This is a genomic window from Blastopirellula sediminis (assembly GCF_020966755.1).
Classification (GTDB): Bacteria; Planctomycetota; Planctomycetia; order Pirellulales; family Pirellulaceae; genus Blastopirellula; species Blastopirellula sediminis.
In genome coordinates this window covers 3,876,798-3,903,770 of sequence record NZ_JAJKFT010000010.1, presented here as the reverse complement: position 1 = coordinate 3,903,770, position 26,973 = coordinate 3,876,798, and the positions used below count along the sequence as shown (strand labels likewise).

Annotated in this window: 17 protein-coding genes and 1 pseudogene; 8 read left to right on the top strand and 10 right to left on the bottom strand. The window is 58.2% G+C overall.

Annotation, left to right across the window (positions count from 1 at the left end; genetic code table 11):
• Window positions 1-16: 16 nt before the first annotated feature.
• From LOC68_RS27410 to LOC68_RS27400, 3 genes are read right to left on the bottom strand one after another with little or no spacing between them, the layout of a single operon-like run.
• Window positions 17-1,435, bottom strand: a complete 1,419-nt coding sequence (locus LOC68_RS27410) for a DUF1501 domain-containing protein (protein WP_230224996.1) — start codon at window positions 1,433-1,435, stop codon at window positions 17-19.
• Complete coding sequence (locus LOC68_RS27405) at window positions 1,432-3,690, bottom strand: serine protease (RefSeq protein WP_230224995.1); 2,259 nt, start codon at window positions 3,688-3,690, stop codon at window positions 1,432-1,434. Before LOC68_RS27405 ends, LOC68_RS27410 begins: the two co-directional genes overlap by 4 nt.
• A gap of 12 nt (window positions 3,691-3,702) precedes the next feature.
• On the bottom strand, window positions 3,703-5,916 hold the full coding sequence (locus LOC68_RS27400; RefSeq protein ID WP_230224994.1) for a DUF1549 domain-containing protein: 2,214 nt from the start codon (window positions 5,914-5,916) through the stop codon (window positions 3,703-3,705).
• Between the two features lie 943 nt (window positions 5,917-6,859).
• Here LOC68_RS27400 and LOC68_RS27395 point away from each other — a divergent pair.
• The 6 genes from LOC68_RS27395 to LOC68_RS27370 all read left to right on the top strand — a co-directional run bounded on the left by LOC68_RS27395 (window position 6,860) and on the right by LOC68_RS27370 (window position 13,709).
• Window positions 6,860-8,287, top strand: a complete 1,428-nt coding sequence (locus tag LOC68_RS27395) for a serine/threonine protein kinase (RefSeq protein WP_230224993.1) — start codon at window positions 6,860-6,862, stop codon at window positions 8,285-8,287.
• A 362-nt stretch (window positions 8,288-8,649) separates the two neighbouring features.
• Window positions 8,650-8,835 carry a hypothetical protein gene (locus LOC68_RS27390; RefSeq protein WP_230224992.1) on the top strand — a complete coding sequence of 62 codons (186 nt, stop codon included), beginning with the start codon at window positions 8,650-8,652 and terminating at the stop codon, window positions 8,833-8,835.
• Window positions 8,836-9,122: 287 nt separating this feature from the next.
• A complete protein-coding gene (locus tag LOC68_RS27385) occupies window positions 9,123-10,577 on the top strand; it encodes a sulfatase family protein (protein WP_230224991.1) in 1,455 nt (484 codons plus the stop codon).
• A complete protein-coding gene (locus LOC68_RS27380; RefSeq protein WP_230224990.1) occupies window positions 10,574-11,143 on the top strand; it encodes a hypothetical protein in 570 nt (189 codons plus the stop codon). Before LOC68_RS27385 ends, LOC68_RS27380 begins: the two co-directional genes overlap by 4 nt.
• Window positions 11,144-11,483: 340 nt before the next feature.
• Window positions 11,484-12,884: a neutral/alkaline non-lysosomal ceramidase N-terminal domain-containing protein gene (locus tag LOC68_RS27375; protein ID WP_230224989.1), complete on the top strand. Its 1,401-nt coding sequence runs from the start codon at window positions 11,484-11,486 to the stop codon at window positions 12,882-12,884.
• Window positions 12,885-12,950: 66 nt separating this feature from the next.
• Window positions 12,951-13,709, top strand: a complete 759-nt coding sequence (locus LOC68_RS27370) for a 3-keto-disaccharide hydrolase (RefSeq protein WP_230224988.1) — start codon at window positions 12,951-12,953, stop codon at window positions 13,707-13,709.
• Between the two features lie 222 nt (window positions 13,710-13,931).
• Here LOC68_RS27370 and LOC68_RS27365 read toward each other — a convergent pair whose 3' ends face one another.
• The 7 genes and pseudogenes from LOC68_RS27365 to LOC68_RS27340 all read right to left on the bottom strand — a co-directional run bounded on the left by LOC68_RS27365 (window position 13,932) and on the right by LOC68_RS27340 (window position 23,197).
• Complete coding sequence (locus LOC68_RS27365) at window positions 13,932-15,548, bottom strand: HNH endonuclease (protein WP_230224987.1); 1,617 nt, start codon at window positions 15,546-15,548, stop codon at window positions 13,932-13,934.
• Between the two features lie 267 nt (window positions 15,549-15,815).
• Complete coding sequence (locus tag LOC68_RS27360) at window positions 15,816-16,730, bottom strand: alkaline phosphatase family protein (protein WP_230224986.1); 915 nt, start codon at window positions 16,728-16,730, stop codon at window positions 15,816-15,818.
• A 104-nt stretch (window positions 16,731-16,834) separates the two neighbouring features.
• Window positions 16,835-18,034: an SHD1 domain-containing protein gene (locus LOC68_RS27355; RefSeq protein WP_230224985.1), complete on the bottom strand. Its 1,200-nt coding sequence runs from the start codon at window positions 18,032-18,034 to the stop codon at window positions 16,835-16,837.
• 85 nt (window positions 18,035-18,119) lie between these two features.
• Window positions 18,120-19,445: an SHD1 domain-containing protein gene (locus LOC68_RS27350; RefSeq protein WP_230224984.1), complete on the bottom strand. Its 1,326-nt coding sequence runs from the start codon at window positions 19,443-19,445 to the stop codon at window positions 18,120-18,122.
• A gap of 94 nt (window positions 19,446-19,539) precedes the next feature.
• Window positions 19,540-19,632: pseudogene (locus LOC68_RS28820) on the bottom strand (hypothetical protein); the annotation flags it as partial.
• A 14-nt stretch (window positions 19,633-19,646) separates the two neighbouring features.
• A complete protein-coding gene (gene typA, locus LOC68_RS27345) occupies window positions 19,647-21,458 on the bottom strand; it encodes a translational GTPase TypA (protein WP_230224983.1) in 1,812 nt (603 codons plus the stop codon).
• Window positions 21,459-21,676: 218 nt separating this feature from the next.
• Entirely contained in the window at window positions 21,677-23,197 is a 1,521-nt protein-coding gene (locus LOC68_RS27340) for a sulfatase family protein (RefSeq protein WP_230224982.1), read from the bottom strand.
• Window positions 23,198-23,398: 201 nt separating this feature from the next.
• Between LOC68_RS27340 and cls the strand changes: the two genes are divergently transcribed.
• On the top strand, window positions 23,399-24,820 hold the full coding sequence (gene cls / locus LOC68_RS27335) for a cardiolipin synthase (RefSeq protein WP_230224981.1): 1,422 nt from the start codon (window positions 23,399-23,401) through the stop codon (window positions 24,818-24,820).
• 170 nt (window positions 24,821-24,990) lie between these two features.
• Window positions 24,991-26,964, top strand: a complete 1,974-nt coding sequence (locus LOC68_RS27330) for a hypothetical protein (protein WP_230224980.1) — start codon at window positions 24,991-24,993, stop codon at window positions 26,962-26,964.
• The last annotated feature ends 9 nt before the right edge of the window (window positions 26,965-26,973 follow it).

Below are 26,973 nucleotides of genomic sequence, written 5' to 3'. Positions count from 1 at the left end.
TATTTTCCTCTGATCGTTACGAGATCAATTCCGGAATCGGCTCGCCGTGGTCGACGATCGGAGTCGGGCGGCCGTTGAGGTCTTTGATGAAGACCTTGCGGCCGTCGATGCCGAGGTGGTGATAGATCGTCGCCAGGAAGTCGCCTGGTTGGCAGATCCGGTCGACCGAGTCTTCTCCCTTGGAGTCGGTGGCGCCGATGAAGCGGCCCGTTTCGATGCCGCCGCCCGACCAGATGTTGGAGAAAGCTCGCGGCCAGTGATCGCGGCCCGGTTGCTTCGTTCCGGCCGGAGCGCTGGCGTTTCCGGCGCCGGTGCTCGGTTGGTAGTTCACCTTCGGCGTGCGACCAAACTCGCCGGTGACGACCACCAGGACTCGCTCTTGCAGGCCACGTTCATGAATGTCTTCGATCAGCGCCGAGACCGCCTGATCGTACGCTTGAGCGCGGAACCGCATCGCGTCAAAGACGTGATGGTTGACCGCATGGTCGTCCCAGTTGCTGACGCGACCGCAAAGCGGACCGTGCAAGCTGGAGGTGAGAATGTCGACGCCCGCTTCGACCAGACGGCGAGCGAGCAACAGCTGCTGGCCCCACGTGTTGCGGCCGTAACGATCGCGAGTCTTTTCGTCTTCCAGGCTCAGGTCGAAGGCGATCTTGGTTTTCGGATTGGTGAGCAGAGTCATCGCCTGCATCTCGAATTCGTCGAGCGCTTCGAGTTCGCCCGCTTTGTCGAACGCGCGATGGAGCGAGTCGAGCTTTTGCCGCAGCGTCGCGCGACGTTCGAGCCGCGACAGTTCACGCGGATCCGAGACGCCGATGTTGGGGACCGAGAAGCTGGGGTTGTTGGGATCGCCGGAGACCGCAAACGGCGCGTAGGCGTCCCCCAGATAAGCGGGACCGGTGTAATTGCCCGGAGGATTCACCCCCGCGTAGATCGGCAGCGGGTTATCGCGCGGGCCTTGCTGCGAACGGATGTAGTTGGCGACCGACATCCAGTCGGGCAGGCGCGGCGCCGGTTTGTCGCGCGTGTCGGGATCGCCCGAGAGGAGCTGCATCGAACCGGCCGGGTGACCGCCGGCGTTTTGACGCATCGAGCGGAGGACGGTGAACTTGTCGGCGATCGCGGCTTGTCGCGGCAGCAGTTCGGTGAAGTGCATGCCGGGGACTTTGGTCGGAATGGTGGCGAACGGGCCGCGGTATTCGACCGGGGCGTTCGGCTTCGGATCGTAGGTGTCGATGTGGGAACAGCCGCCTGGCTTCCAGACCATGATCACGGCGTTCTTTTTCTTCGCTTCGGCGACCGGAGTCGCGGCTTGCAGACGCATCACGCCCGGCAAGCTGAGAGAGGCGAAGCCAGCCAATCCCATCCGCATGAAACCGCGACGCGAAACAGGGCCAGGGCAAATGGCCGACGCAGCGTTAAAGGGGTGAGTCATTTCTGGGTAACCTCCACGGCGGGAACGACACGAATTTGAATCGGTTGGGAGACGACGATGTCGACGATATCTTTGGGCGCCGCCTGGGTTTGGGCGGTCTGCAGTTTCTTTTCGGCGGCGACGACCGCTTCGGCCGCTTTCTTCTGCCGGTCGGCGATTTCCTTGGCTCGCACTTCGGCCGCCTTCTTTTCTTCTTCGGTAACGGCCGGAGCTTCCGGCGCCAGGTTGGCCGCTTCGGCCGCTTTCGCTTGGGCCTTGGCCAACGCTTCTTCCGCGTCGGCGACGGCGGCGACTTGCGGATGATCGGCGTACTTGGCGACGGCGCTGCCGTAGAAGGCGATCGTGTAGTCGCCCGGCTGCGGCTTCAGCTTGGTCAGATCGACGACCGCTTCGGTCGCGTCGTCTTTCAGCGAAACGTCAAACGCGGCGTTCCCTTCAAAGCCAGGGCCAAAGGTTTGCAGGTTGAGGATCGCGCCGGAGAACTCGTTGCGGCGGATTTGCGTGAGCGGAATCGTCAGCTTTTCGCCGGCCTTCGCTTCGTACACCTTTTCTTCGGCCGCAGCGATGGTCAGAGGCGCCGCTTCCGCGCCGCACGCCGAAACCGGCACGTCGGCCAGCAGACGCGGCGTCGGGATCTCTTGCCACTGGTCTTTCACCGGCCAGGTCATCGAAGCGAAGCTTCCCTGGCGGGTCACCATCTCGCCGTTGATCTCGGCTCGACCAAAGAAGTTGGCGCTGGTCAGGCCCGGCTCTACTTTTTCATCGGCGGTCAACAGCAGGATGCCGCGCGAGGCGCCTTTCGGAATCGTCAAACCCGCGGCGGTCACGCCAGCCGGCAGATTGTCGAGTCCCAACTCGATCGGGCCGTCGAATCCATCGCGGCGAACGACCACCACTTCAAACGCCATCGTCGCGCCGCCGCGGAGAGCCATCGGCTTCGACAAGGCGTTGCGGTCGCCGTTGCGGAGATTCATGTGCAGCGCCCAACCGACAATCGCGAAGTCCGGCTCCGCTTTGCGAATGATCAGGCGGTAGACATTGCGAGGATCGTTACGCGTGCCGCCGAACAGGTCGGTGATCCGCAGGCGATGGACGCCATCTTGTTTGATTTCGACTTTGCCGAGGATGTCGGCCGAGCCGGCGTTGTAGCAGGGGCCGTCGTAGCTGTAACCGTTGCTCGAGACCTTCACCGGGCTCGGGATGTCGCTCAGCTCGACCAGGTCGACCGCTTCCCCTTTGTCATTGACCTGCTGAACGACGATCGACGGATCGGTCGGGCGGCCAAGACGGTCCGAAGCGACTTCGACCCACCAGACTTCACCCATCTTGGCGGTGAACTCGTAGGCGTCGACGTCCGCCGCCGGGAAGAAGCTGCCGGCGATGTCGCACGGCAAGGTGATCTTCTGGATCTCTTCCGCTTTGTCGTTTGGTTCGACCTCGGTCATCGCGGCGGTCGCGGCCAGGCCGATCGGCGGCCACGAGAAAGCGTTCACATCGCGAGTCGAAGCGAACAGCGGCAACGGCGCGTCGGCCGGGATCGTTTGCAGCGTGAGTCGATAGAAGTGATACGGCCCGCCGTCAAACGTCAGGTCATGCACCTTGATCACATACTTGCCGTCCGCTTCGGGCGTGAAGTCGATCGAACCGCCGCGGCGTTCGACCCGCAGGTCGTTCCCCTTGGCGTCGGCGACGACCAAAACCGGGTTCAACTTCGAGTCGATCCCGCGGGCCGCACAGTTGACGATGATGCGTTGGCCCTGTTTACCCTCGAACGAGTAGTAGTCGATCGCCTTGGCGGTCATCTTGCCGTTGCAGACCGAGTCGATCGCGATCGGCAACGCCGTTTCGAGCTTCGTGTTCGGCGTGGTTGCGGTCGTTTCGGGAAGCGCGCCGACGCTGAAAACGCGCGACGACGAAATGCCAAGCCGCGTCATGACGCGAGCTTCATGAATCCCCGGCGGGCAATCGGCGGCGATCGTCACCACATACTGATTGGCGACCGGCGAGCCGTCGTCGGCCAGCTTGCGAGTCGCGGTGATCGCGGGATGCGAAAAGCGGAGCTGATCAAGCTCTTCCAGGCTTTCGCCGGTGATGGTGACGTCGAGCGTCGTGCCGACTTGTCCCCCCATCGGCATCGTGGTCAACAGACGTGGCGCCGGCAGACAAACCGATTGCGCCATCGCTACGGAAGGTCCGGTAAACGCCAGAATCAAAACGAGTAGGCGGGGGACGACGTCCAGCACTTTGTCGTTCATCGCATCCTCTATTTAGTGGTTAAACAGGAACTCTTTGGAATTCATGATCGCCCAGAGCAGGTCTTGGAAGTTCTGCTGGGCGGCGACGTTAGCTGCGATCGGTTTCCCGTCGGCGTCGGTCGGAATCTGCTGCAGATACTCGAGCGCGATCTGCATTTCCTCGGCACTAGGATCGCGTGAGTAGGCGACCCGGTAAATCTCTTTGATCTTCGCTTCCGGCGGAGCGTCGCTCTTCGCCATGTCGGCGGCGCGACCAGCGCCGGCGCCAAGTTTTCCTTTGACTTCGGACGAATTGATCAGATGCAAGCTCTGAGCGAGACTCGACGACTGCACCCGTTCGCACTCGCAAACGCTCGCGTTGTCGGGACGGCCGAAAACGCGGAGGAAGAGGGAGGCCTTGTTGTAGCTGTTGTCAGGCAGCCCGACCGCTCGCGTGCCTTGCGGCAAGTTGGCGAACGCGGTCGGCGATCCGGTCAGATCGTCGATCGAGTCGAGCATCACCTCGGCCTGCATGCGACGCGGGTAATAGCGAGAGTAGTTTTGTTCGTCGACCAGGTTGTAGTCGTTCGGAACCGAGCTGAGCTGATACGCCTTCGACTGCGTAATGACGCGGACCAGTTCCTTCAGGTCAAAGCCGCTGCGGATGAAGTGCTCTTCAAGGGCGGCGAGCAATTCCGGATTCGACGGCGGGTTGGTGTCGCGAATATCGTCTTCCGGTTCGATCAGGCCTCGCTTGAAGAAATGCTTCCAGTAACGATTGACCAGCGACTTGGCGAAGAAGGGATTCTCCGGCTTCGAGATCCAGTCGGCCAAACGGAGCCGCGGGTCTTGATCGCTGGGAATCTCGCCAACGTCATCGCCAAGGGCGGCCGGCTTCAGCGATTCGCCGGTCTTGATGTTCTTGGAGGTCGCCATGCCGCGCTTGTGGAAGATCAAATCTTCGCCGCGGACGCCCGACGGTTTGCGACCGACTTGGGCGAAGAAGGCGGACAAGCTGTAATAGTCGTCTTGGCTCCAGCGTTCAAACGGATGGTGATGGCACTGGGCGCATTGCAGACGAACCCCCAAAAACAATTGGGCGACGTCTTCCATTTGATCCTTCGGCTCTTTGACCCGCTTGTACCACGCGACCGGCGGATTGGCGACGACCGTGCCGGTGGCGGCCAACAGTTCGCGGACCATCTGGTCATACGGCACGTTCTGGAGCAGGCTATCGCGTATCCAAGCGTGGAACGCAAAGTTGGAAGTGATGTCGCTCGCATCGTCGCGGCGATTCTTGAGCAGCGCCGTCCACTTGTTGGCGAAGAAGTCGGCGTAGCCGGGGCTTTGCAGCAAGCGGTTGATCGCCTGATTGCGTTTCTCCGGATCGGTGCTGGCCAGAAACTCATCCGCTTCGGCTGGAGTCGGCAAACGCCCGGTCAGATCGAGCGAAACGCGGCGAAGGAACGTCGCGTCGTCGCAGACCGGGGAAGGGGGGACGCCGATTTCGTTGAGATTGGCGAAGACCAACTCGTCGACAAAATTATTCGCGGTCGGCAATTCGCCCATCGGAGCGCCGAGCGGAACCGCAGCAGTGAAGACCGCCGCTTTGTCCTGGTAGCGCAGCATGATCGCCACGCGTCCCGGAATGTCGTGCATTTTCACCAGGCCGGTCGAGGAGACTTCTGCCATCGCTTCCGAGTTCGACTCGAACAGCGAAAACGGCGTGACGTCTTTCTTGCTGCCGTCGGAGAAGGTGGCGATCGCTTTCAGCTGTTGCTCTTGGCCCATGTTGACCACGCCGCGCGGGGGCTGAACTTCGATCGACTCGAGCGTCGGATCGGCTTCGACCTGATAAGCGGCGCCTTCGCTGATCCAGCGGCGGATGATTTCGTAACCTTCGGTATCTTTGGCCAGGCGAACGCCTCCCTTGTGCGGAGTTTCGTTCGCCCCTTTGCGAAGCAGCAGGCTCTCTTCCGGAGCGGAGGGGAACAAGCGGCGACCACGTCCCTCACGGACGATGCTTTCGTAATCTTCGAGCGGCTCAAAGCCGAGCAGCGAGAGTTGGAAACCGTTTTGACCGCCGCCGGCTTTCGCGTGGCAGGTTCCCATGTTGCAGCCAGCCTTGGTAAGGACCGGCACAACGTCGTTAACGAAGCTGACCTTCTTGGGAGCGACCTGCTCGGGAACGGAGTCTGCTGCGACTGCCAGCTGACAGAAGAGCAACGCCAGTACGACGCCAAACATGCGGCAGCGTCGGGTGTCCCTGGCCGAATGGTAGGTAGGGATGACCATCATGGTTCGCAGTAAGTTGGCAGGAGGGACTTAGTGGCGGCCGAAAGCCGAACTAAGCGAAAGGTAGGGGTGGGCTGTGAGTTTGAATTTAACCGTAGGTGCAATCTTCGTCTAGAAAATATTCTTGCAACCTGGGTTAACTTTCATGCAACCTAAAGCGAGAAGATTGCACGCGGCATCAAATCCGCATTAATTTGCACAAACTAATTGCTAGTGTGCGCATTTAGACTTGCCGATTGAATAGTCAATTTGACCGGGGCAAATCGCGCCGATGACCGCCCCCCAATTGGAACCCGCGTATTGGAAGGTCGAATGTTTCGCAAATCACTATGGTTGGCTGACTCGGGGAGATCCTTTTAAGAACAACGCAAAATCTCGATTAACGCCGATTTCGAAAGGCAACGCGTTCGCTTGACGAATTCCACAACCAGCGAAGTCCGTTTTCCAAGGAGGTCAAAAAATCGAAAACGAAGACATGGGTTATTCCGGCATGGAGTCACGTTGGGCGGTTAACGACGCTTCGCGACGCTGCCTTAAGCTGGTCCAGCAATTGGATTCGACAGAGCCAACACAACAAGTCGTATGGCATTTATCGCAAAAGTACGAGGAGTTTATGGCGGGCAATTCTAAGCGAACGAAAATTCCGCAGGCAAATAGTTAACTTGTTCTAACGAGAGCGAAATCCTTCGAAACCGTTGCATTTCTTCAAACAGAATTTCACAGACCGTGATTCCCAACGATAGAATGCCGAACAGGCCTGCCGAGGCCAATATTTTTGCCTCTGCAATTCGTCGATAACGCACGCGTCTGACGTCGCTCCTAGCGGCACGTCGTTACAACGCTAGAAGCTACGCTCGATTGGCTCAACAATGGACACCATTTTGGATGAGCATCAATGCGCGACTCTGAAGATGCGTCCCGCCTGGACTCCATATGCGGACAATTCGATTGTGCCTGGGGCGAACATTCTGATCCTCCCCACATTGATTCGTATCTTGAGAATGTAGAGGAATCACAACGAAAGGATCTCTTTAAGTCCCTATTAACGATAGACGTGCAACACCGCCGCAAGCGGTCATTCCACTGCGACCACGTTTTTTACAGCGCTCGGTATCCTCTGTACCTCGATACCATCGACTTAGTACTATCAAACTACGACTTGGAGAACGCATCGGCCGGACCAGTGGAAACGACATCATCGTTCGCCGGTCCGATATTGCACGACACGCTTCCCCTGAAGGGGCGAACGGGAATTGAAGCCGCCAAGTCGGGAACTAACTTCCCTCGCTTTCGAAAGGTGCGTCCATTTGCGAAGGGAGGAATGGGCGTCGTCTACCTCGCTTACGACGAAGACATTGGACGCGAGGTTCTACTGAAGCAGATCCACGGCGGACTCAACAATGAAGCGGCCATCAAACGCTTTGTGCAGGAGGGCAAGCTCACCGGGCAATTGGAACATCCCTGTATCGTGCCCGTTTACGCCATCGGTCGCGATGAAAATGGAGACGTCTTTTACGCGATGCGACGCATCCATGGCATCACGCTTAGTCAAGCGATCGGTCTTTTTCACCAAAAGCGTCCACTGCTCCCAATTCAACGCGATCAACGTTTTCGTAAACTTCTACAGAGCTTCATGCGCGTCTGCGAGGCTGTCGAATATGCACACCGTCGCGGAGTCATTCACCGCGACATCAAACCGCTAAATATTATCACAGGAGCGTTGGGAGAAACGTTTCTCCTCGACTGGGGCTTGGCAAAGCGAATGAACGTCTCCGATCATCCCCAGTTTCCGCAATATACAGAAATCGAAGGGGTGGTGAATGAGCCGGAAATGACCGGTTCGGGCGCCATTTTGGGGACCCCTGCTTATATGAGCCCAGAACAGGCGATGGGACGAACCGACGAAGTCGGACGCCGGTCTGATGTCTATGGCCTTGGTGCAACTCTTTACAAATTGCTTACTGGCGAGGCTCCATTTTCGGATGAGAACGCCTTACGAATGGTTCAGAAAGTACGTGCAGGAGACTTTCGACGACCTCGCTCGGTCTGGCGTGGAATCCCACGCCCATTAGAAGCAATCTGCTTGCGCGCGATGAAACTCGAACCGTGGCTCCGCTATACGACTCCCTTGGAACTGGCGATGGAAATAGAAGCTTGGCTTGCGCATGAGCCGGTACCAAGCTATCGCGAAACGTTCCTTGAGTCCACGCTGCGCCAATTGAAAGGCGTAAAACTTTTGCTGATTGCGTTTGTCTCGTTCGTTCTAGGGATTTTTGCGTTTATAGCCGCGATCACATTTGGCGCTGCGTCGGAAATGTTTTAGCCCCGTAATACATTTTTGTTGGTAGGGTACATTCGATGTTCGGTGGAGATGGATACTACGGCAGAATTGACCGCTTAAAGGGTTTATTCCACGTTAAGACGCGTTTCATTCACATCTGCTTCTTTCCGATCATACCTCGGGAATCGTGGCTGGTCCTGGAAGGAGACGACAGTGCTTCACCGGCAAGAGGCTTACGAATCCCGCTCCAATGGAAATCTGTGCAGCTCGCTTGGTTCCGAGCGGTAGCCTATCTTCTCGCGATCGCTATGCTAGTGGATACATCTCTCGGCATTGGTCTACTCCTCCAATCGCTTGGCATTGTAAGGTTAGGAATCGTAGCGTCACATGACGAAGACCCAATCATGTCTGCAGTCTGGCTAATCGTCGTCTGCTCCCTGCTGTTGATCGCTTCAATCATTCTCGTCGCATTCACCTATCGGTTTGGGAAAGCATCGGAAGATGTCGCATTGTCGCATGCAAGGTTGTTAGAAATTCCAGAGCGGGTTATCCGCGAACGGTTTTTAAATCCATCCTCTACTCGCGACTAGTTTCGACCTTAGCCGTCCCTGCTAACGCTGCGACTACTATAAGATCTCGAACCAAAATCTTCTGGCAACTTAGGGGCCGTTAAAGCGGGGGACGCTCAGAATCAATTCGCTGCCAACGCCGCATTCCGTCGCAGCAAATCCCTTCATTTTCGCCGTTTTCCCTTTTCAAACAACAATTTTGTCTTGGCGAAGCGTTGCTAAGAAAGTTGACCCATGTGACAGGATGGACGAGAATGAGAACTTCCTTCCAAATCGCCCATCTCGCCCCCCAACCCGGCTAGAATCGCATGCTTCGCACCTTCACCTTGGCGGCGGCCGCTCTGGTTGCCGTTTTCGCCTGTTCGTCCGTCAGCTTCGCCGCCGACGAAGCCAAGCTTCCCAACATCGTCGTCATCTTTATTGACGACATGGCCTACGCCGACATCGGCCCGTTTGGCGCGACCGCCTATCCGACGCCGCATCTTGACGAGCTGGCCAAAGAGGGGACGATCTGCACCGACTTTTACGTCACCCAGGCCGTTTGCTCCGCCTCGCGGTGCGGACTGCTGACCGGCTGCTACAACAATCGACTTGGCATCTTGGGAGCGCTCGGTCCGAAGTCGAAGATCGGGCTTAACCCGGAAGAAACGACCCTGGCCGAAATTTGCAAGCAGAAGGACTATGCGACCGCGATCTACGGCAAGTGGCACTTGGGGGACGAGAAAGAGTTCCTGCCGCTGCAGCATGGCTTTGACGACTACGTCGGCCTACCGTACTCGAACGACATGTGGCCCTACCATCCCGGCCTTCGCGACAAGTCGCTCGAGCAGCGCAAGAAGACCTATCCCGACCTGCCGCTGATCTCGAAAAACGAAATCATCGACGCCGAAGTGACGCCGGAGGAACAGCGGAACCTGACCACCCTCTACACCGAGAAAGCGGTCGAGTTCATCGACGATCACGCCAAGCAGCCCTTCTTCCTCTACGTTCCGCACTCGATGGTCCACGTGCCTCTTTACGTCTCGGACAAGTTCGCCGGCAAGTCTGGCGCTGGGCTCTTTGGGGATGTGGTGATGGAAGTCGACTGGTCGGTCGGCCAGATCATGGAAGCGCTTCGCCGTAACAAGGTGGACGACAACACGCTGGTGATCTTCACCTCCGACAACGGCCCGTGGCTCTCGTACGGCGAACATGCCGGCTCGGCCGGTCCGCTGCGGGAAGGGAAGGGGACGATGTGGGACGGAGGTTGCCGCGAACCGACGATCTTCTGGATGCCGGGCAAGATTCCGGCCGGCAAGAGCGTCAGCACGCCGATGATGACGATCGACATTCTGCCGACTGTCGCCCAGCTGATCGGCGCCAAGCTGCCTGACCACAAGATCGACGGCAAAAACATCTGGCCGATCGTCACCGGCCAGCCCGGCGCGAAGAGCCCGCACGAAGCGTACTACATGTACTACGGCGACCAGCTGCAAGCGATCCGCAGCGGCAAGTGGAAGCTTCACTTTCCGCACGGCTACCGCACCCTGAATGGTCGCCCCGGCGGCAAAGACGGCTTGCCGGTCAACTACGAGCAGGCCCACACCGGCCTGGCCCTGTACGACCTGGAAAGCGACATCGGCGAAACGATCGATGTGAAGGACTCGCATCCCGACGTCGTCGCCCGACTGCAGAAACTGGCGGACGAAGCGCGAGCCGACCTTGGCGACGGTTTGACCAAGACGAAGGGCTCCGGCCTCCGTCCGGTCGGCCGGGTGAAATGAGACGCGGCGTTTTCGCCTTCGCCATTTGCGTTACCTGCTGGCTCTGGATGCAAATCATCCACGAGCTAGGCCATGCACTGGCAACCCTTTACTTCGGCGGCCAGGTAGAACTCGTCTACCTGGTCCCGTGGGATATCTCGCGAACCGATTTTCATGCGCCGCAGCACGAACTGCCGATCATCTGGGCCGGGCCAATCTTCGGAGCGCTCGTGCCGGCCATCGTCTGGCTGACGCTACGACTATTCAAGAGCAGCCAAGAGCCGCTCGCCGCCTTCTTCGCCGGCTTTTGCTTGATTGCGAATGGAGCGTACTTGGGCGCGGCGGTTTTCCTGCCGGTCGGCGACGCCGCGGAGATTTTGAAGTTGGGAGGAGCGTCCTGGCAACTGGCGCTGTTCGGTGTGGTCTGCGTGCCGCTGGGATTGTGGCTTTGGAATGGACGCGGCGGGTATTTTGGCTTTGGGCAAGGGGCTCAGACGGTGACGTCGCGCGGGGCTTCGATCGCCGCGGGAGTTTTGGTGGGGACGCTTGCGCTTGAGACGATCGGTTACTTGCTGTTTGTCGCTTAGAAAACTAAAGGGGACGTTATGGCAAGTCGCGAAAAAGACCCCCGTCCCCTTTGATCCGAGATGGCTTGCAGATGAAGCTACCGTCGCTCTCGCTTGGAAAGTATCTTCCAAAACCGACGCACATCTTCAACAATACGCATAAGAACTCCTTTCACTTCTCAAGGTCTGACAATCAACGCAAGTGAATACGAGGTCTTGTTTTGTCTAACCGTCTCAGGTTCGCGCAAGGCTATTTAGAAAGAGACAAATGAATCGAAAATTCCTACAGACGCCCTTGCTCGTCGTAATTCTAGCGATCCTTATTGCGGCAGTCGCAGGAGCGGAAGAGCAAACTTCTTCCTTGAAGATAGGCCTAGCGGAAGTCGATATTACGCCGCCCAATGGCTTCCCGATGGCGGGTTACTATCACGAACGGTTGGCGGAAGGGACAGTTGATTCGCTGAAGGCGAAAGCGATCGTCCTGGATGATGGAACTACGGCTGGTGCACTCGTGGTTTGCGACTTGATTGGAATTACCACCGACCTGTCGCGTGAAATTCGTAAACTAGCGGCGGAAAGGACGGGAATTCCTGCGGAGAATATCGTCGTCGCAGCCACGCATTCGCATACCGCCCCCGACTATACGAAGGAACTGTACCTGCACTTGGGGGGCGAGCGACAAGATCCCTTGCGGGCCGAATACATCAAGAAGCTGATCGCGGGCCCCGTCGATGCGATCGCACAAGCCCATGCAGCGGCCGCTCCTTCGCAGTTGCGGGCCGGTGTGGCGACGCAAAAAACGCCCGTCTCGTTCAATCGGCGTTTCGTCATGCGCGACGGCAGCGTTCGGACGTGGATGAATCTGGCCAATCCGGATGTCGTTCGCGCTGCTGGTCCGATCGATCCGGACGTAGGAATTCTTGCCATCGACTCTGCCGATGGAAGCGTCACACGCGGCGTCCTAAGCAACTTCGCTTTGCACCTCGACACGGTCGGGGGAACCAACTGGAGCGCCGATTATCCCTACTTCATTGAGCAAGCTGTGCGCGATGCGGTGGGACCTGAAACAATCTCGATTTTTGGCGCCGGCTGTTGCGGCGACATCAACCATTCTGACCCCTCGCGCAGCGAGCGGAACAAGACCAACTTCATTGGCCGTTCGCTCGGAGAGACAATCTCGAAACAACTCGACCGACTCGAGTCGACTGGGGCCACGCCGTTGTTCGTAAAATCACGAACCGTCGAGTTGCCGCTTCAGGACGCCACATCGCAAGAGGTCGAGCGGTCGCTGGCGATTTTGAAGTTGGCCAGAAACCATGAAAAAGTTGACTTTTTCGATCACGTAACCGCCTACAAAAAACTAATGCTGGATCAGTTCCGTCATCAGCAGCCGCATGCAAACGCTGCCGAGCAGATAACCTGGGGACTCAGCCGATCGCTGGCTGGCGTCGGCGATACGCTCCCTATGAACGTTACGGTGTACGCAGTAGGCCGCGACGTGGCGATCGTCTGCCTACCGGGCGAGGTCTTTGTCGACCTCGGCCTGGCCATCAAAAAGGCGTCCCCCTTTCGCACCACGCTGTTGATCGAACTCTCGAACGCCGTTGAAACGATCTACGTCCCACATCGCGCAGCGTACGCCGGGGGGAGCTACGAAGTGACCAATTCCAATCTTCAACCAGGTTCCGGAGAGATGCTCGTAGAAACGGCCGTAGCTCTTCTCCGTGAAGCGGCGACCCAAGCTGCAGTTTCGACGAATTAATTCCCGCTCCTCTGCGCACTGTAGACCGCTACGAAAAAAACGCCTCCCTATTCTTCGGATTGACTTATGACCACGAAGTTCACTGTTGCAACAATGTGTTTGTTCGGCCTCTCTCTGGCCTTGGCGCCCACTTCAGGGCGTTCCGAGGAACCCAAGCCGCCTCAAGGGTTCCGTGCTTTATTTAATGGCCATGACCTAAGCGGATGGTATGGATTAAACCCGCACCAAAGTCAGAAACTTGTTGGAGAGGATAAAAGTAAGAACTTACTCAAGCAGCAAGCGGAGTTTTCAAAATACTGGAGAGTTGAGAACGGAAGTCTTGTCAATGATGGAGAGGGGCCATACGCAACCACCGAACGCGAATTTGGCGACATGGAATTCCTACTGGAATACAAGACGGTCGCCGGAGCTGACAGCGGAGTCTATTTAAGAGGCACGCCGCAGGTACAGATCTGGGACGCCAATCAAGAGTTCGATCCGCAAAGACCAACTCGGAAACCTCATCTTGGTTCCGGCGGCTTGTTCAACAATACGCCTGGGGCGGCTGGTCGCGACCCGCTTGAATTAGCCGACCTCCCGTTTGGCGAATGGAATCAACTCCGTATTCAACAGATTGGCGATCGGACGTCGGTTTGGCTGAACGGAAAACTGGTTGTGAACAATGCCGTCATGGAAAACTACTGGGACCGAAGTCAACCGCTTCCACCGAAAGGGCCAATTATGCTGCAAACGCATGGCGGCAAAATCGAATGGCGAAACCTCTTCGTACGCGAGATCGGGGCGTCGGAAGCAAAAGAAATTCTCGCCAATGCGAAGCAAAAATAGGCAGGACGAATCCAAGGGGACGTGGCAAGTCGCGAAAAAGACCACTGTCCTTTTCTTCCCTCCTCGCTGAAGAGTCACGATTACTGCGGAAGCAGCTCGCGTTGGATATCATCCGTTTTGCAGCGACTTACCAACTTTCTCTGCACTAGTCGTCCGAGTCAGGGCGAACTAAAGGCTGCTGCCGTGCCAAGTTTTAATCCCTGAAACGTCTCCGTCGTTTTGTTACTCAGACTTGTTCGATCCGAGAAAGACATGCTGACGATGGTAGGCGAGGTATCGCTTCTGCTTGGACGAAAAATGTCCGCAGTTCGTCATGTCGCTAGGTACGCCGAGTGATCTAAGCGTTTTCTCGTCGACAACGGACGCGATCAGAAGCGTACCGTCGTCCTCGAATGAAATGTGGCCTCGATCGAATAATAAGTCGATGTTTGGCGACAAGAACAGTCCATTCGCTCCATCCAGTCGCTCTACATTATCGCAAGCTCGCCAAGGTTTAATATGGCTAGCGATCAGAAATCGGACATCGTCAACACCGGAAACCCGACATGACAATTCAAGCTTTTGGATGTTGTGCCGAAATTGCCCTTGCCCTATCCTCGACTTTACCAATTGCTCCTTTTCGGTTTGGTTCACGGCCGTAGACTTTTCGATGCTCGCTTCGATTTGACAGTCAATGTCCCGGAGCATCTTTTCGTGTTGCTCTCGATCCGCGACTTCAATCATCCCTTGATTGATCTGGTACAGGAACCAGTCCAATTCCAAATAGTCATCTGCACCGAGTTCAGACCTCAATTGGCTCGCGGCCGCCTGGAAGGCAGCGAACCCCTTGCAATTGACACGAAGTTTCTCGAATACTCCCTCCGTCTGCTTGTTCATTATCGCAATTTCTTCGGGATGAAGAAGAATAACGAGGCCGGTCGCGGTCGGAAAGCCAAACCCAGGGACGGACTCAATCTGAACGACCTTCTCACTTGGCGACAGCGTCGGATCGTTTAACAATCGGAGCGCGTGCTTTACATGACTTAACTTTTCTTGATCGGTTACGTTCGCGAGTGGAGAACCATAGACCGTTGATCCAGGACGCCAAACGTAATTACCGTGCAACTCCAGATCGCCAGCATCAAGCGCGACGGCAACCTGAACGGCAAACTCATTATCAAGAAGGCTGGAGTCAAATAGTGCGCCACGGATGTCTTCGCCGCCAAGGAGTGTTGCCGACTCTAGAACCCATACTTCACGATTGAATCCATCAAGAGTAATGCCGTCGATATCACCGAGAAACTCTCGAAGTTGAGCAGCACGTTCGCGGCGTATCCTCACGCGTAATTGTTCCACGGGAGTCGCATGAAATAGGGAAAAGGCTTCAAACAGCGACGCACCGTGAAGTTCAGACCGCGGACAAAGTGCGTCAAGCGAATCTGCCTCATCCTCTGTCAGCGCAAAGTTCGTCCCTCGCGATTGCTTAAGAATTGAAATTGACGAAAGAACGGGATGGGCCTTGAGGTCTTCTCGCTGAACAGGGACGCCGAAAACCGTATTGATCTCAACTGCTGCAGAGAGCCTGTCTTTATCTTTGTCCGCTTCTTTGACGAAGGGCAATTCCTCTTGCGAATCTTCCATGTCCAGCGGATCGGTGACGACCGTTCCGCGAGCGACCACTCCGCCGTCGCTCCCAGCAAGCCATAGAAACACGTCGTCACCAGCTCGAATTTCATTCTTAAATTGCTTAATTCGCCAGCGGAATATGCGAATGTGCTTTAGAGCTTCGTTCAGATCGAAGTACTGTGGAATGGCCTGGAAAATCCATGATCGCTTCTCCGGGTGCGTTTCAGTCGCCATTATTTCTTGCAAAGCCCTAACTCAAAGTAGTTTTCAAACGAAAAGAAAGGGAAATGGAGAGCATTTTCCTTTAGCAAAAGCCACGACCAAAGAACACTATTTGCTAGATCGTTCGATGGGAAGTTTAGGGACAACACTTGATGGAAACGTATCAAATTCCCTATTAACCTTCTTATAGCCAGTTTGGACACGCCTGACGCGCGTATGCGAACGCGTCACCCCATTCATGGCCACGCAAGGCCGTGACCATGACGCCTGCACATTGACTTACTTCAACCCAACCGCATGCCCATCTAACTGCCACGCGTCGTCCAGCTTCACGCCCAGGTACGTTAGCAGCGTCGGGACGGCGTCGACGATGTAGACTTGCTCTTCGAACTTTCCTTTCTTGGCCCCTTCGCCGCTGACGATCAGGAAGCTGTGGAGGATGTTCGGGTTGTTGTGGCCACCTCCGTGACCGCGGCCTTCGCCGCCGTGGTCGCTGGTGACGACGATCAGCCACTCTTCGTCGATTCGCTTGGCGATCGCGTCGAGGACTTGGCCGACTAGTCCATCGACCGTTTCGATAGCGGCGATGTACTCTGGCACACTCGGGTGAAAGCCATGGGCGTGTCCCGTTTCGTCGACCTGGCCGAGGTAGAGCATCATCGCTTTCGGGTCGAGTTCTTCGATCAGGCGAATCGCTTCGGCGGTTGACTTTTCGTCTCCCTTGGCGTAGGTCGCCACGACGTTGGCGCCAGTCGGTTTGGTCGAGAGGGAGACGTCGGCGTCGGAGACGATGTACTTAGCGATCGGATCCCAGTCGACGATCGAAACGGTTTTCGCGTCCGGGAAGGCCTGCTTCACGAAGTGGAAGAAGTGGGGAAACTTGTCAAAGTGGGGCTCTTTGAATTCGTTCCCTTGCACGTTGTGCTTGTCGGCCCAGACGCCGGTGTTGATGCTCCCCCAACCGGGACCGCTGATCGTATCGTTCTTGCGATAGCGATCTCCCAGGATCAGGGCCGTCGGCGAATAAGTTCCATTGGCGACCAGGCGATCGAGATTCGGCGTCTTCGCTTTCTGCACGGCGTCAAACCGGCAACCGTCGATCCCCAGCAGCAGGACATGCTTTTCTTTTTCGGCCGCCAATAACGGAGCGGCGATGGTCAACAGTAGCAAGGACAATAGCGGGGCGATACGCATGGCTCGAAGGCTCCGGCGGGAAAAGCGAGGAGGGAACAGGAAGTCCCTATTCTGCTCCGTCGCGAGCGCTGCGTCGACCAAACCTGGGGGCCGCGTCCGAAAAATTAACGCTGCGACTCGATGTACTTTTGATCTTCCTCGCTCAGACTGGCGATCGGCGCCGACACGCGCGAGCCATCTTCCCTCTCCAGGCTGACCGTGCCGTCGTCATTGATTTTTACGAGTTTCGCCTCGACGGTGAACTTACCGTTCGCACTGGAGAAGGTCCGCAGCGGTTGAAGCGGAGGTCCCAGTTCGCCGGCCGTCACCTGGTCGGCGTAGAGCATGCCCAGCGATCGGACGTTCGTATTGTTTTCATAGGTGCCGTAGATGCCGACGATCAGCTTGGAGTCGCCGCTCCACACTTTTGGCAGGTCGCGATCGGGCGAACCAAGGCGTTCTCCTTGCCGTTCATCGTCGATGTTCAATTGCAGACCCTCCAGCGGAGCGAACGTTAGTGCAATAACGTCGACGACCAATCCGGAACGAAAGCGGAACCCGCTGACCGCTTCGCCCGCCTCGGCGAGACTGAATGCCGTATCGCTGGTGGAAGTTCCGCAAATCCCTCCCGCAACATATTGATCTTGTCGTTGGTAGATCGGTTGAATGCCGGCGACCGTCGTCCCGAATCGACTCGACTTAAAGACGATGGCGCCAACCAAAACGCCCCCAGGCGGAGCGCGATCGATAAATTTGCTCTCCCGCGAACCGATGTTGGTCCAACCCAATCGCTCGCCTGCTTGGACCGCTTCTTCCGCATAGGCGAGGGGAGGCAAGGGGGCTGGGGGCGTCGGCAGTTCGACCGCGGCCGGCGCAGTAGCCAACGGCTCTCCAAACCGTCCGGTCGAGCCAGGAACCGCGGGATCTCCCAGTACCGCTATCCGTAGCAATCGCCGCTGCTCTTCCTCCTCGGTCAGCTTCCGCTCGTCCGCGAGTTGTTGCTCGTTTTCCCTGCGCATTTGGGCGTCCGCTCGGTTCTGCTCTTGCGCCCTGCGCAATTGCTCTGCTGCGTGTTGCCGGTCCTGCTCAAGACGCCGTCGCTCCAACTCGCGAATTCGATCTTCTTCGACGCGATTGGGGGAAACGACAATCGGCGGCGGAATCTTCCCCGTGCCTGGGGCCGGCTTGCCAAGATCTTTGTCGTAAGTAACGCGGATAAAGACCGCCAATGCGACGCCGCAACCGAACAGCATGAGAATAAAGAGTCCGGCCAGGACCGCCAGAACCATGACGACCGGATCGCGCGTGTTGGACGAGCTACTCATCGCGAATTGCCTGAGAAAAGTTGGGGTGTGCCCCCAACTTAACCGAGCGGAAAACGGGAAGCAAACTCTCCATTCGCCCGATGCGCTATCGCATCGAATTGACGTAGGCCTGATCCTCAGCGCTAAGGCTGCTCAGCGGCGCTTTCACCTTCGAGCCATCCTCCTTTTCGAGGCTGACCGTGCCGTCGTCGTTGAGCGCGACGAACTTCGCTTGGACCGAAAACTTTCCGTTGGAGCTGGTAAAAGTCCGCAGCTCGGCGCTCATCGAGGATGGAGGCGCCGCGCCGGTTACTTGCATCCGGCGAATGACGTACATTCCCAGCGACTTGAGACTCTTCCCTTTTTCGTACGTCCCAAAGACGCCGCTGATCGCTCTCCCTTCGGCGTAGTAGTTGCCGGGGTAGCCGCCGTCGCCGCCGATTTGTTCGCCAAAGTATCCTTGCTTCGGATCAATTTTGGTACCGTCCAGCGGCCCGTATGCCAATTGCGCGGCGTCGATGATCCGACCAGTCATTAACTTGAAGCCTGCGACGACGCCGCCGGCTTCGGCCAACTGCTGAACCGGCTGATCGGTCTCGTCGCCGCAGATCTTCCCTTTGACGTACTTGTCGCCGACTTGGTAGATCGGTTGAATGCCGGCGATCGAGGCGCCGTAATTCTTTCCGACAAAGAAGATCGCCCCGACCATCACGCCTCCCGGGGGCGCATGATCGGCAAAGCGTTCGCTCCCACTTTCTCCAAGCTCCGGACTCTCTTGCAGCGCGACGTCGGCATAGGTGAAGTAGCTGAGCGGCAGCGGCGGGTCGGGCAATTCTAAGGCCGCCTGACGGGCCGCTTCTTTCTCGCGGTTCATTTGTTCGACCGCTTCTTTCGCGACCTGGGCGAGCCGCTCTTTTTCTCGCTTGGCCGCTTCCTGTTCCGCTTCGGCTTTCATCCGCTCAGCGCGCAACCGCTCGGTCGTTTCCGGATCGAACCGGTTCTCACGCGGCTTAGGCGCTTCGGTGCTGGGAACGCTGCTGACGGGAGGACTTGAACTTGGGCGGGGATTGTTCGTCCCAGGGGGCATGTGGACCGGAATCTTCGAGAGGTCTGGCAGATGCGAGAGGTCAATATCAGGCCGCGCCACTTGCTGCTGTTCTTCCGGCGCCTTCATTGCCTGAACGGTCATCGCGACCAAGACGATCCCGCCTACGGCGCAATAGCAACCGCCGATCAGTTGGGGAAAACCGGGGGACGATTCGTCCAAGCCCACCAGGGAAAAGAGCCACCGCTGGCGTCCCCAGATCATCAACTTCCCGGTGAAGATTCCATAGAGGCCGACGCCAACAAAGACGATGCTCATCAGGAAGGCGAATAAGGCGTATCGTCCCTCTTCGCCTTCTGCGGCCAGTAACAAGATTCCGTTGTTCATCTCACCCCTCTGAAGCTGCTGCGTCTGCAATAAGACGCAAGGTTAGCTATACAGAGGGGCAAAATCAACCAATATCCTATGAAATCGTTTGCCGCTACTGCATCGAATTGACGTAGGCCTGATCCTCATCGCTGAGGCTGGCCAGCGGCGCATTGATCTTCGAGCCGTCTTCCTTTTCCAGGCTAACTGTGCCGTCAGCGCTTAATTACGCCGTCCGCCGCGACGACGATCCGCTTCTTTGAGCATCATCTTGCGCAGGCGAATGAAGTTCGGGGTCACTTCGACCAGCTCGTCGTCTTCGATGTACTCCAGCGCCGCTTCCAGCGACATCTGACGCGGCGGCTTCAGGACGATGTTTTCGTCCGAGCCGGAAGCCCGCATGTTGGTCAGCTTCTTTTCTTTGATCGGGTTGACCACCATGTCTTCGTTGCGAGCGTTCTCGCCGACGATCATCCCTTCGTACAGCTCTTCGCCCGGCTTGATGAACAAGTCGGAACGATCCTGCAGATTGAAGAGCGAAAAACCGACCGCTTTGCCGGTCGAGTTCGAGATCAGCACGCCGTTGGCGCGACGCGGCACGTCGCCGCCCATCGGGCGATACGAGTCGAAACGATGGTTAATGATCGCTTCCCCTTGGGTCGCGTTGAGCATCTTGGTTCGCAGTCCGATCAGACCGCGAGCCGGAATCGAGAAGGTGACCTGCGTGAAATCGCCGCGGGGGTTCATTTCGACCATTTCGCCGCGACGTTCGCCGACCAGTTCCATAACCGGGCCCATCTTGATCGACGGGACTTCGACCACCAGGTTTTCAAACGGCTCTTCTTTGGTGCCGTCGACTTCCCGCGTGATCACCTGCGGCTTGCTGACCGCCAGTTCGTAACCTTCGCGGCGCATCGTTTCGACGAGGACCGCCAGGTGCAACACGCCGCGGCCCGAGACGGCGAACGCGTCGGCCGAACCGGCGTCACGGACGCGGAGGGCGACGTTTCGCTCCAGCTCTTTGTAGAGACGTTCGCGCAGGTTACGCGACGTGACGTACTTGCCGTCTTTGCCGACGAACGGCGAAGTGTTGATCGTAAAGACCATCTCCAGCGTCGGTTCGTCGACGAGCAACCGCGGCAGCGGAGACGGATTGTCGACATGGCAGATCGTGTCGCCGATGTCGATGTTCTCGATCCCGCACACGGCGACGACGTCGCCGGCTTCCGATTGCTCGACATCGACGCGGCCGAGGTTTTCAAAGACCTGCACCGCGGTGATCTTGGCTCGTTCAAACTTGTCGCCCACTTTGCTGACGACGACGTTTTGCCCCTTCTTGATCCGCCCCGACTGAATGCGTCCGATCGCGATCCGGCCGACGTATTCCGACCAGGCGAGGGTCGTGCAAAGGATCTGCAGCGGCTCTTCCGGCTGAACGTCCGGGCCAGGAATATGCTCAAGCACCAGGTCGAGCAGCGGCTCCATCGTGCCGCTGCGATCGGCCGGATCGTGCGACGCGAAGCCTTCTTTCGCGCTGGCGAAGATATAGGGGAAGTCGGCGATCGAGTCGTCGGCGCCCAATTGCAGGAAGAGATCGAGCACTTCGTCGACCACTTCCATCGGACGCGCGTCAGGCTTGTCGACCTTGTTGATGACGACGATCGGCTTCAGTTTGCATTCCAGCGCCTTCGACAACACGAACCGCGTCTGCGGCATTGGGCCTTCCGCCGCGTCGACCAGCACCAGGGCGCCGTCCGCCATGCTGAGCACGCGTTCGACTTCGCCGCCGAAGTCGGCGTGGCCCGGAGTGTCGATGATATTGATCTTCACCCCTTTGAACGGCAGCGCGATGTTCTTGGCCAGAATCGTAATGCCGCGTTCTTTTTCTTGATCGTTCGAATCGAGAATGCGTTCGCTGCTCAGCTGGCTCTCGCGGAACTGGCCGCTTTGCTTCAGCAGGCAGTCGACCAAAGTCGTTTTGCCGTGGTCGACGTGGGCGATAATGACGATGTTGCGAATGTCGTCGCGACGCATGGACGTATCTCTAGCGCTAAAATTGGGACAAAGTGAATCGTGAATGGTACCAAATGGGGGCAATTCAGCGGTAGGGGAGTCGCCGCAACCTAGAAGTGAGTTGCCGCAAGGAACCGAGAAATTTCGATGAACTTTCGCTATCACCACCCCAGAATGGGAAAACGATAAGCATAAACCGGCAAGGCGGTTGGAGCGTTCTCCGCTAATCGACTACCGAATTACTTCGCCCAATCGGGCTTCGGGAAGTCGCGAATTGGGCTATACCGGGGATACGACTCCCAAACGTCGCCAGATCCGCTGACGCGGGGGTCGCCGGTCTTCGCCAGATAGTCGTCCAAGGTCTTTTCGAGCGACTCTCGGGTCTTGGCGTACGTCGGATCTTCGGCCAGATCATGCAGACAGCCGGGATCTTTCTCGATGTCGAACAGCTCAATTCCCGGGCGAATATCGACCGCCGCGTGGAACAGCGGCGCTACCGCCGCTTCCTCTCGGTTTTTGACCATCCAGTCGAGGGTCGGCGACGCGTCGATATCGTGGTATCCACCGTGAATCGGCCCGAGCACGCCCTTCTTCTCGTAAACCTGGGGAGCACCGGCCGGCCAGCGCTGCGGCTGGAAGTTGCGAATCAACAGGTACTGTTCGGTACGGAGCGAACGCTGGGGATAGGTAAGGTTGTTCCAGCGCGACGAGGAATGTCGCTCGCGGGAACTATAGGCGCCGCCGGTCAGTTGCTTTTGCTCGCCGGTCAAACGGGGCAGCAGGTTGCGCCCAACCATCGGCGAGTCGGCGGCGGGAGCGATTCCGGCCGCGGCGAGAAACGTCGGCGCCAGATCGACCAGGCTGACCGGCTCTTCGATCGTTTGCCCGGCGGTAATCTTCGCCGGCCACGCGATCGCCAGCGGCATATGGACGCCATATTCGTAGTTATTCGCTTTCGCGCGGGGAAACGGCATTCCGTTATCGCTGGTGATCACGACGATCGTGTTATCGAGCTGGCCAATCTCCTCCAACTGCTTCAGCATCGCTCCTAGCTGCTGATCGAACCACTCAATCTCGCGGCAGTAGTCGAGCAAGTCCCCTCGGACCGGATCGGCGTCGGGAAGAAAGGGAGGCAGCGTCGCGTCGGCCAGTTTCTTTCCCGCCTCTTCGCCGCTACCAAGTTGATAGGGGCGATGGGGCTCCATGGCGCCAAACCAGAAGCAGAAAGGAGCGTCTGCGGGGCGATCGGCCAGAAAGTCGGCGAAGTTCGCCGCGTAGTCATTGTTACTGATCCCGGCGGCCGGCTTCTTTTTGAGCTTCCGCTTTTGGTAGGCAGGGCCCGCCGGATTGCGAGTCCGCCCGCTTACTTTGAAATCGCCCGGTCCCCAACCTTTGCCGGTGAAGCCGACAAAGTAGCCTGCCTTCTCGAGCAGATCGGGATAGACGACGTATTTCTGCGGAAAGGAAGAGGCGTGAGTCCCCGCTTCTTCAATCATCCACGGGTATCGCCCGGTCAGCAGCGCCGCCCGCGACGGCGAACAGCCGGGAGAGGCCGAAATCGCGTTCTTGAAATAGGCGCCGCGACGGGCGATCTGATCAAAAGTGGGAGTCGCCGCCACTTTGCTGCCGGCGATCGAGGTATCGAGCCATGATTGGTCGTCCGAGATGCAGAACAGGATGTTGGGACGCTGGTCAGCGAAAAGATTGGTCGCCAACAGCGATCCAAACAGTGCGATCACCAGCAGAGCAGGGCGGGACATGGAAAGCTTCCAGGGGGAGTTTTCGGCGGGGCGGGAGTCACGTAACTAGTATGCGGCGCCGTGGCGATCGATTCAAACCGGCGAACCGCACCGGTTTCTGGGTCGTTTCGGGCGGAACGTATCGGCCAGTTTTGGCGATCATGCTATGCTTAAACGCCTTACGTTCTATCAGTTTACGCTTCGCGTGCCTGGAATTGCTACATGGAGTGGATCCAAGAAATCGGGCTCATCGCCCTCTGCGCCCATTCGATTGGGATCCTGACTGCGATCAACGCGATCATGAAAACGCGTACGTCGCAGGGCGCCATCGCATGGGCGTTGACCCTCTTCATGTTTCCGTACATTGCGGTGCCGGCCTACTGGATCTTCGGCCGCAATCGTTTCCATGGCTACGTCGAAGCGCGTCGGAGCGAGAACCGCGGCGTCGAACATATGACCCAGACGATACGCGGCGTGGCCAGCGAGTATCTGGTCGACGGCAAGTTGCCGTATCAATTGCGGACGTTTGAGAACCTCGCCGACTTCCCCTTCAGCCGCAGAAACTCGATTCAGTTGCTGATCGACGGGCAAGCGACCTTCGACGCAATTTTCGCCGCGATCGAAAAGGCCGAGAAATACGTCCTCGTCCAGTTCTACATTATTCATGACGACGAACTGGGACGAGCGCTGCAAACGCGATTAATCGAACGCGCCAAGGCAGGCGTCCGCGTCTACGTCTTGTACGACGAAATCGGCAGCTACGGACTTTCGCGCAAATACGTCCACGAACTGCGCGAAGCGGGCATCGAGATCGTCCCGTTTCATACGACCAAGGGACGAGGCAACCGTTTTCAGCTTAATTTCCGCAATCACCGCAAGATTGTTATCGTCGACGGTCAGACGGCGTTTGTCGGCGGACACAATGTCGGCGACGAGTACATGGGACGCAGCAAGACGTTCGGCCCGTGGCGCGACACGCATGTCGTGCTCCGCGGTCCCGCCGTTCAAGCGGTGCAGCGTTCGTTCCTGGAGGACTGGAACTGGGCGACCCACGAACTGCCGCAAGTCGATTGGGCGCCGCGGCCGACGGACGAAGATCAGCAAGTGCTGGTCCTGCCGACCGGTCCGGCTGACGACTTTGAACGCTGCACGCTCTTTTTCGTCCAAGCGATCAACATGGCCGAGAAACGGGTCTGGATCGCGACTCCTTACTTTGTGCCCGATCCGCCGGTGATTGCGGCGCTGCAGTTGGCGGCGATCCGCGGGTGCGACGTCCGGATCATGCTGCCGGAACGTCCAGACCATATTCTGGTCTATTTGTCGGCCTTCTCGTTCATCGCCGAAGCGGCGCCGCATGGCGTGCGGTTCTTTCGGTATGAGCCCGGCTTCTTGCACCAAAAGGTGGTGTTGATCGACGATGATTTCGCGGCGGTCGGTACGGCGAATCTCGACAACCGCTCGTTCCATCTTAATTTCGAGATCATGATCGCCGCCGCAGATACCAAGTTCGCTGCCGACGTTGCGGCGATGCTGGAAGCCGACTTCACGCACTGCCGCGAAGCTCATGCGGAAGAACTAGAGAAACAGTCGTATCTTTTCCGCCTCACGGTGGCTCTTTCCCGTTTAATGGCCCCTATTCAGTAGGGCAGCCGCTAGCAACGGCAGCGGTATATTCGGCAGAATCGAAAAAAACGACAAGCTCGCCTGAATTTGCCCAGTTGATGTGACCGAAACAAAAAAGGGAGACGCGCCGGCATTCTTGCTAGCAGCGATCTCCGCTTTGAATCAGACGCATCATCGACGGAGTCGTCCCAATGCCGCGTGCGAACTCGCTGCTTCTTCGCCTTACTATGCTCGCTCTGGCGCTGAATGTGGGCTGCGCTTTTCCCTTCTTCCGTTCGAAAGATAAATCGCTCGAAGAAGTGGTAGCCGTCGAAAGCATGGCGGAAGAAAAGGTCGACGCGAAAACGACCGCCGAACCTGCGCCGCAAGTCGCCGAAAACGGCGAAAAGCCGATGCCGCCGATTGCGCGGTTCTTTGGCGGATTGTTTGGTCGCGGCAAATCGAAGCCGCAGGCCGATCCGATCTCGACCATTCCGGCGACCGAAGCCCCGCAAGAAGCGAGCGTCGCCAACACGACGCAGCCGAAAATCGAGTACAACAATACCGGCGACGTCGGCGCTGGAGTCGTTGCGCCGAAAACCCAGCAGCCGACGCAGGTCGTTGTGCCGCAGGTCAGCAACCTGGCCGAGATGCAGCCGAGCGTCACCGCCCCGCAACAACAAACGGTCGTTCCCCAATCATCGCAGCCGACCGCGATCACGAATCCTCACGCCGTCGCCAACGCGCCGCAAGAAAACGGGGCGCCGCCGATGACCGAAGTGCTCGCCTCGCCGACCAAGCCGACGTTCGCTTCGCAATCGCCCCGTTCGCAATCGGGCTCGTTGACCGCCGCCCTCCGCAACGCGCTGAACGACGCGGCCAAGGACGGTCTGGCTCAAGATTCTCCCGCCGGTCAACTGCCGGCCGTCGCCGAGACCGCTCAGCCGCAGATGGCCACGAACCCTGCGATCGCTTCGCAATCGCTTAGCCCGACTCAAGCCCCGTCGCAAATCGTCGAACTGAATTCGTCGCCGTTCAGCGCGCCGAAACCGGACAACACCCCGGTCGTCACGACCGCTAAGGAGCCGCCGGTCGCAGCCCAGGTGATCGAGAATCCGACCGTCAATTCGTCGCGCGTCGTCACCGCCGCTCCGAAAGTAGACGCCAATCCGCTGCGTAGCGATGCAGGCATGCCGCAATCGTCGATGACCGAACTTGCATCGAGCCCGATTGGCGCCAAGGCCGCGAAACCGCAAGCGGTCTACCCGACGCAAGATGCGGCGCCAGCTGCTGAATCGACTGGGAAGCGGTCCGAAGCGACGACGCTGGTCGCCTTTCAAACGCAAGTTCACGCTGGCGACTCGATCATCGATCAGCTGAAACAAAGCCGTCGCGTCGATAAGTTCCGCCCGATGTTCGAGGGAGAAACTAACGGGACGGCATCGCCTGCCGCTCAAGCCGCCGCGGAAGCGGTGAAAGCAGTTCCGACCTCGCCGGCTCGCCCGGCCGTTGTCGCCGCTGCTCCGACTCCGGCTCCCGCTCCAGCTCAACCGGTTGTTGAACCGACTCCGGTAACGATGCCCGCTCAACCGACCGTTGTTGCGGCCCAGCCGACTCCGGCTCCGGTAGAAGTCCCGACGCCGGCCCAACCGGTGGCGACTCCTGCTCGCCCGACCGTTGTCGCGGCGACTCCGGTTCCGGTCGAAATCCCCATGCCCGAACAGCTGGCCGCGCCGCAACTGCCGACCGACCTGGCCTCGTCAACTCCGCTCGCCAATCCGGCGAAGCCAATGACGCAGCCGCTGCCCGCGCCCGTTCGCCCCGAAGCGTTCGCTCAACTGTCGCCGTCGGAGATGTCGACCGGGGTCAGCAACTTGGAGCAACCGGGGATGAAACCGACGTCTGAGCCGGAATATGCCGCGCCGCATGAGCAACTTGCGACGACGCCCGCCAATCCGGTGCGTGCCGTTCCCCGCGTCGCCTCGCCGCCGACTTCGGCCGCAGTTCCGCAGGTCGCTTCACGCCAGACGCCTTCGATCCCGGAACCGGTCGTGATGCCGACGCAACAGAAGTTGATTCCGAAAGCGGACCCGGTCGCGACGCCCCATTTGGCGCCGGTCGTTACCGTCGAAGAATATCGCCGCATGCAGGCGGCGAAGCGCAATCAGGCGACGCGTCGCTACTAAGTCGCTCGC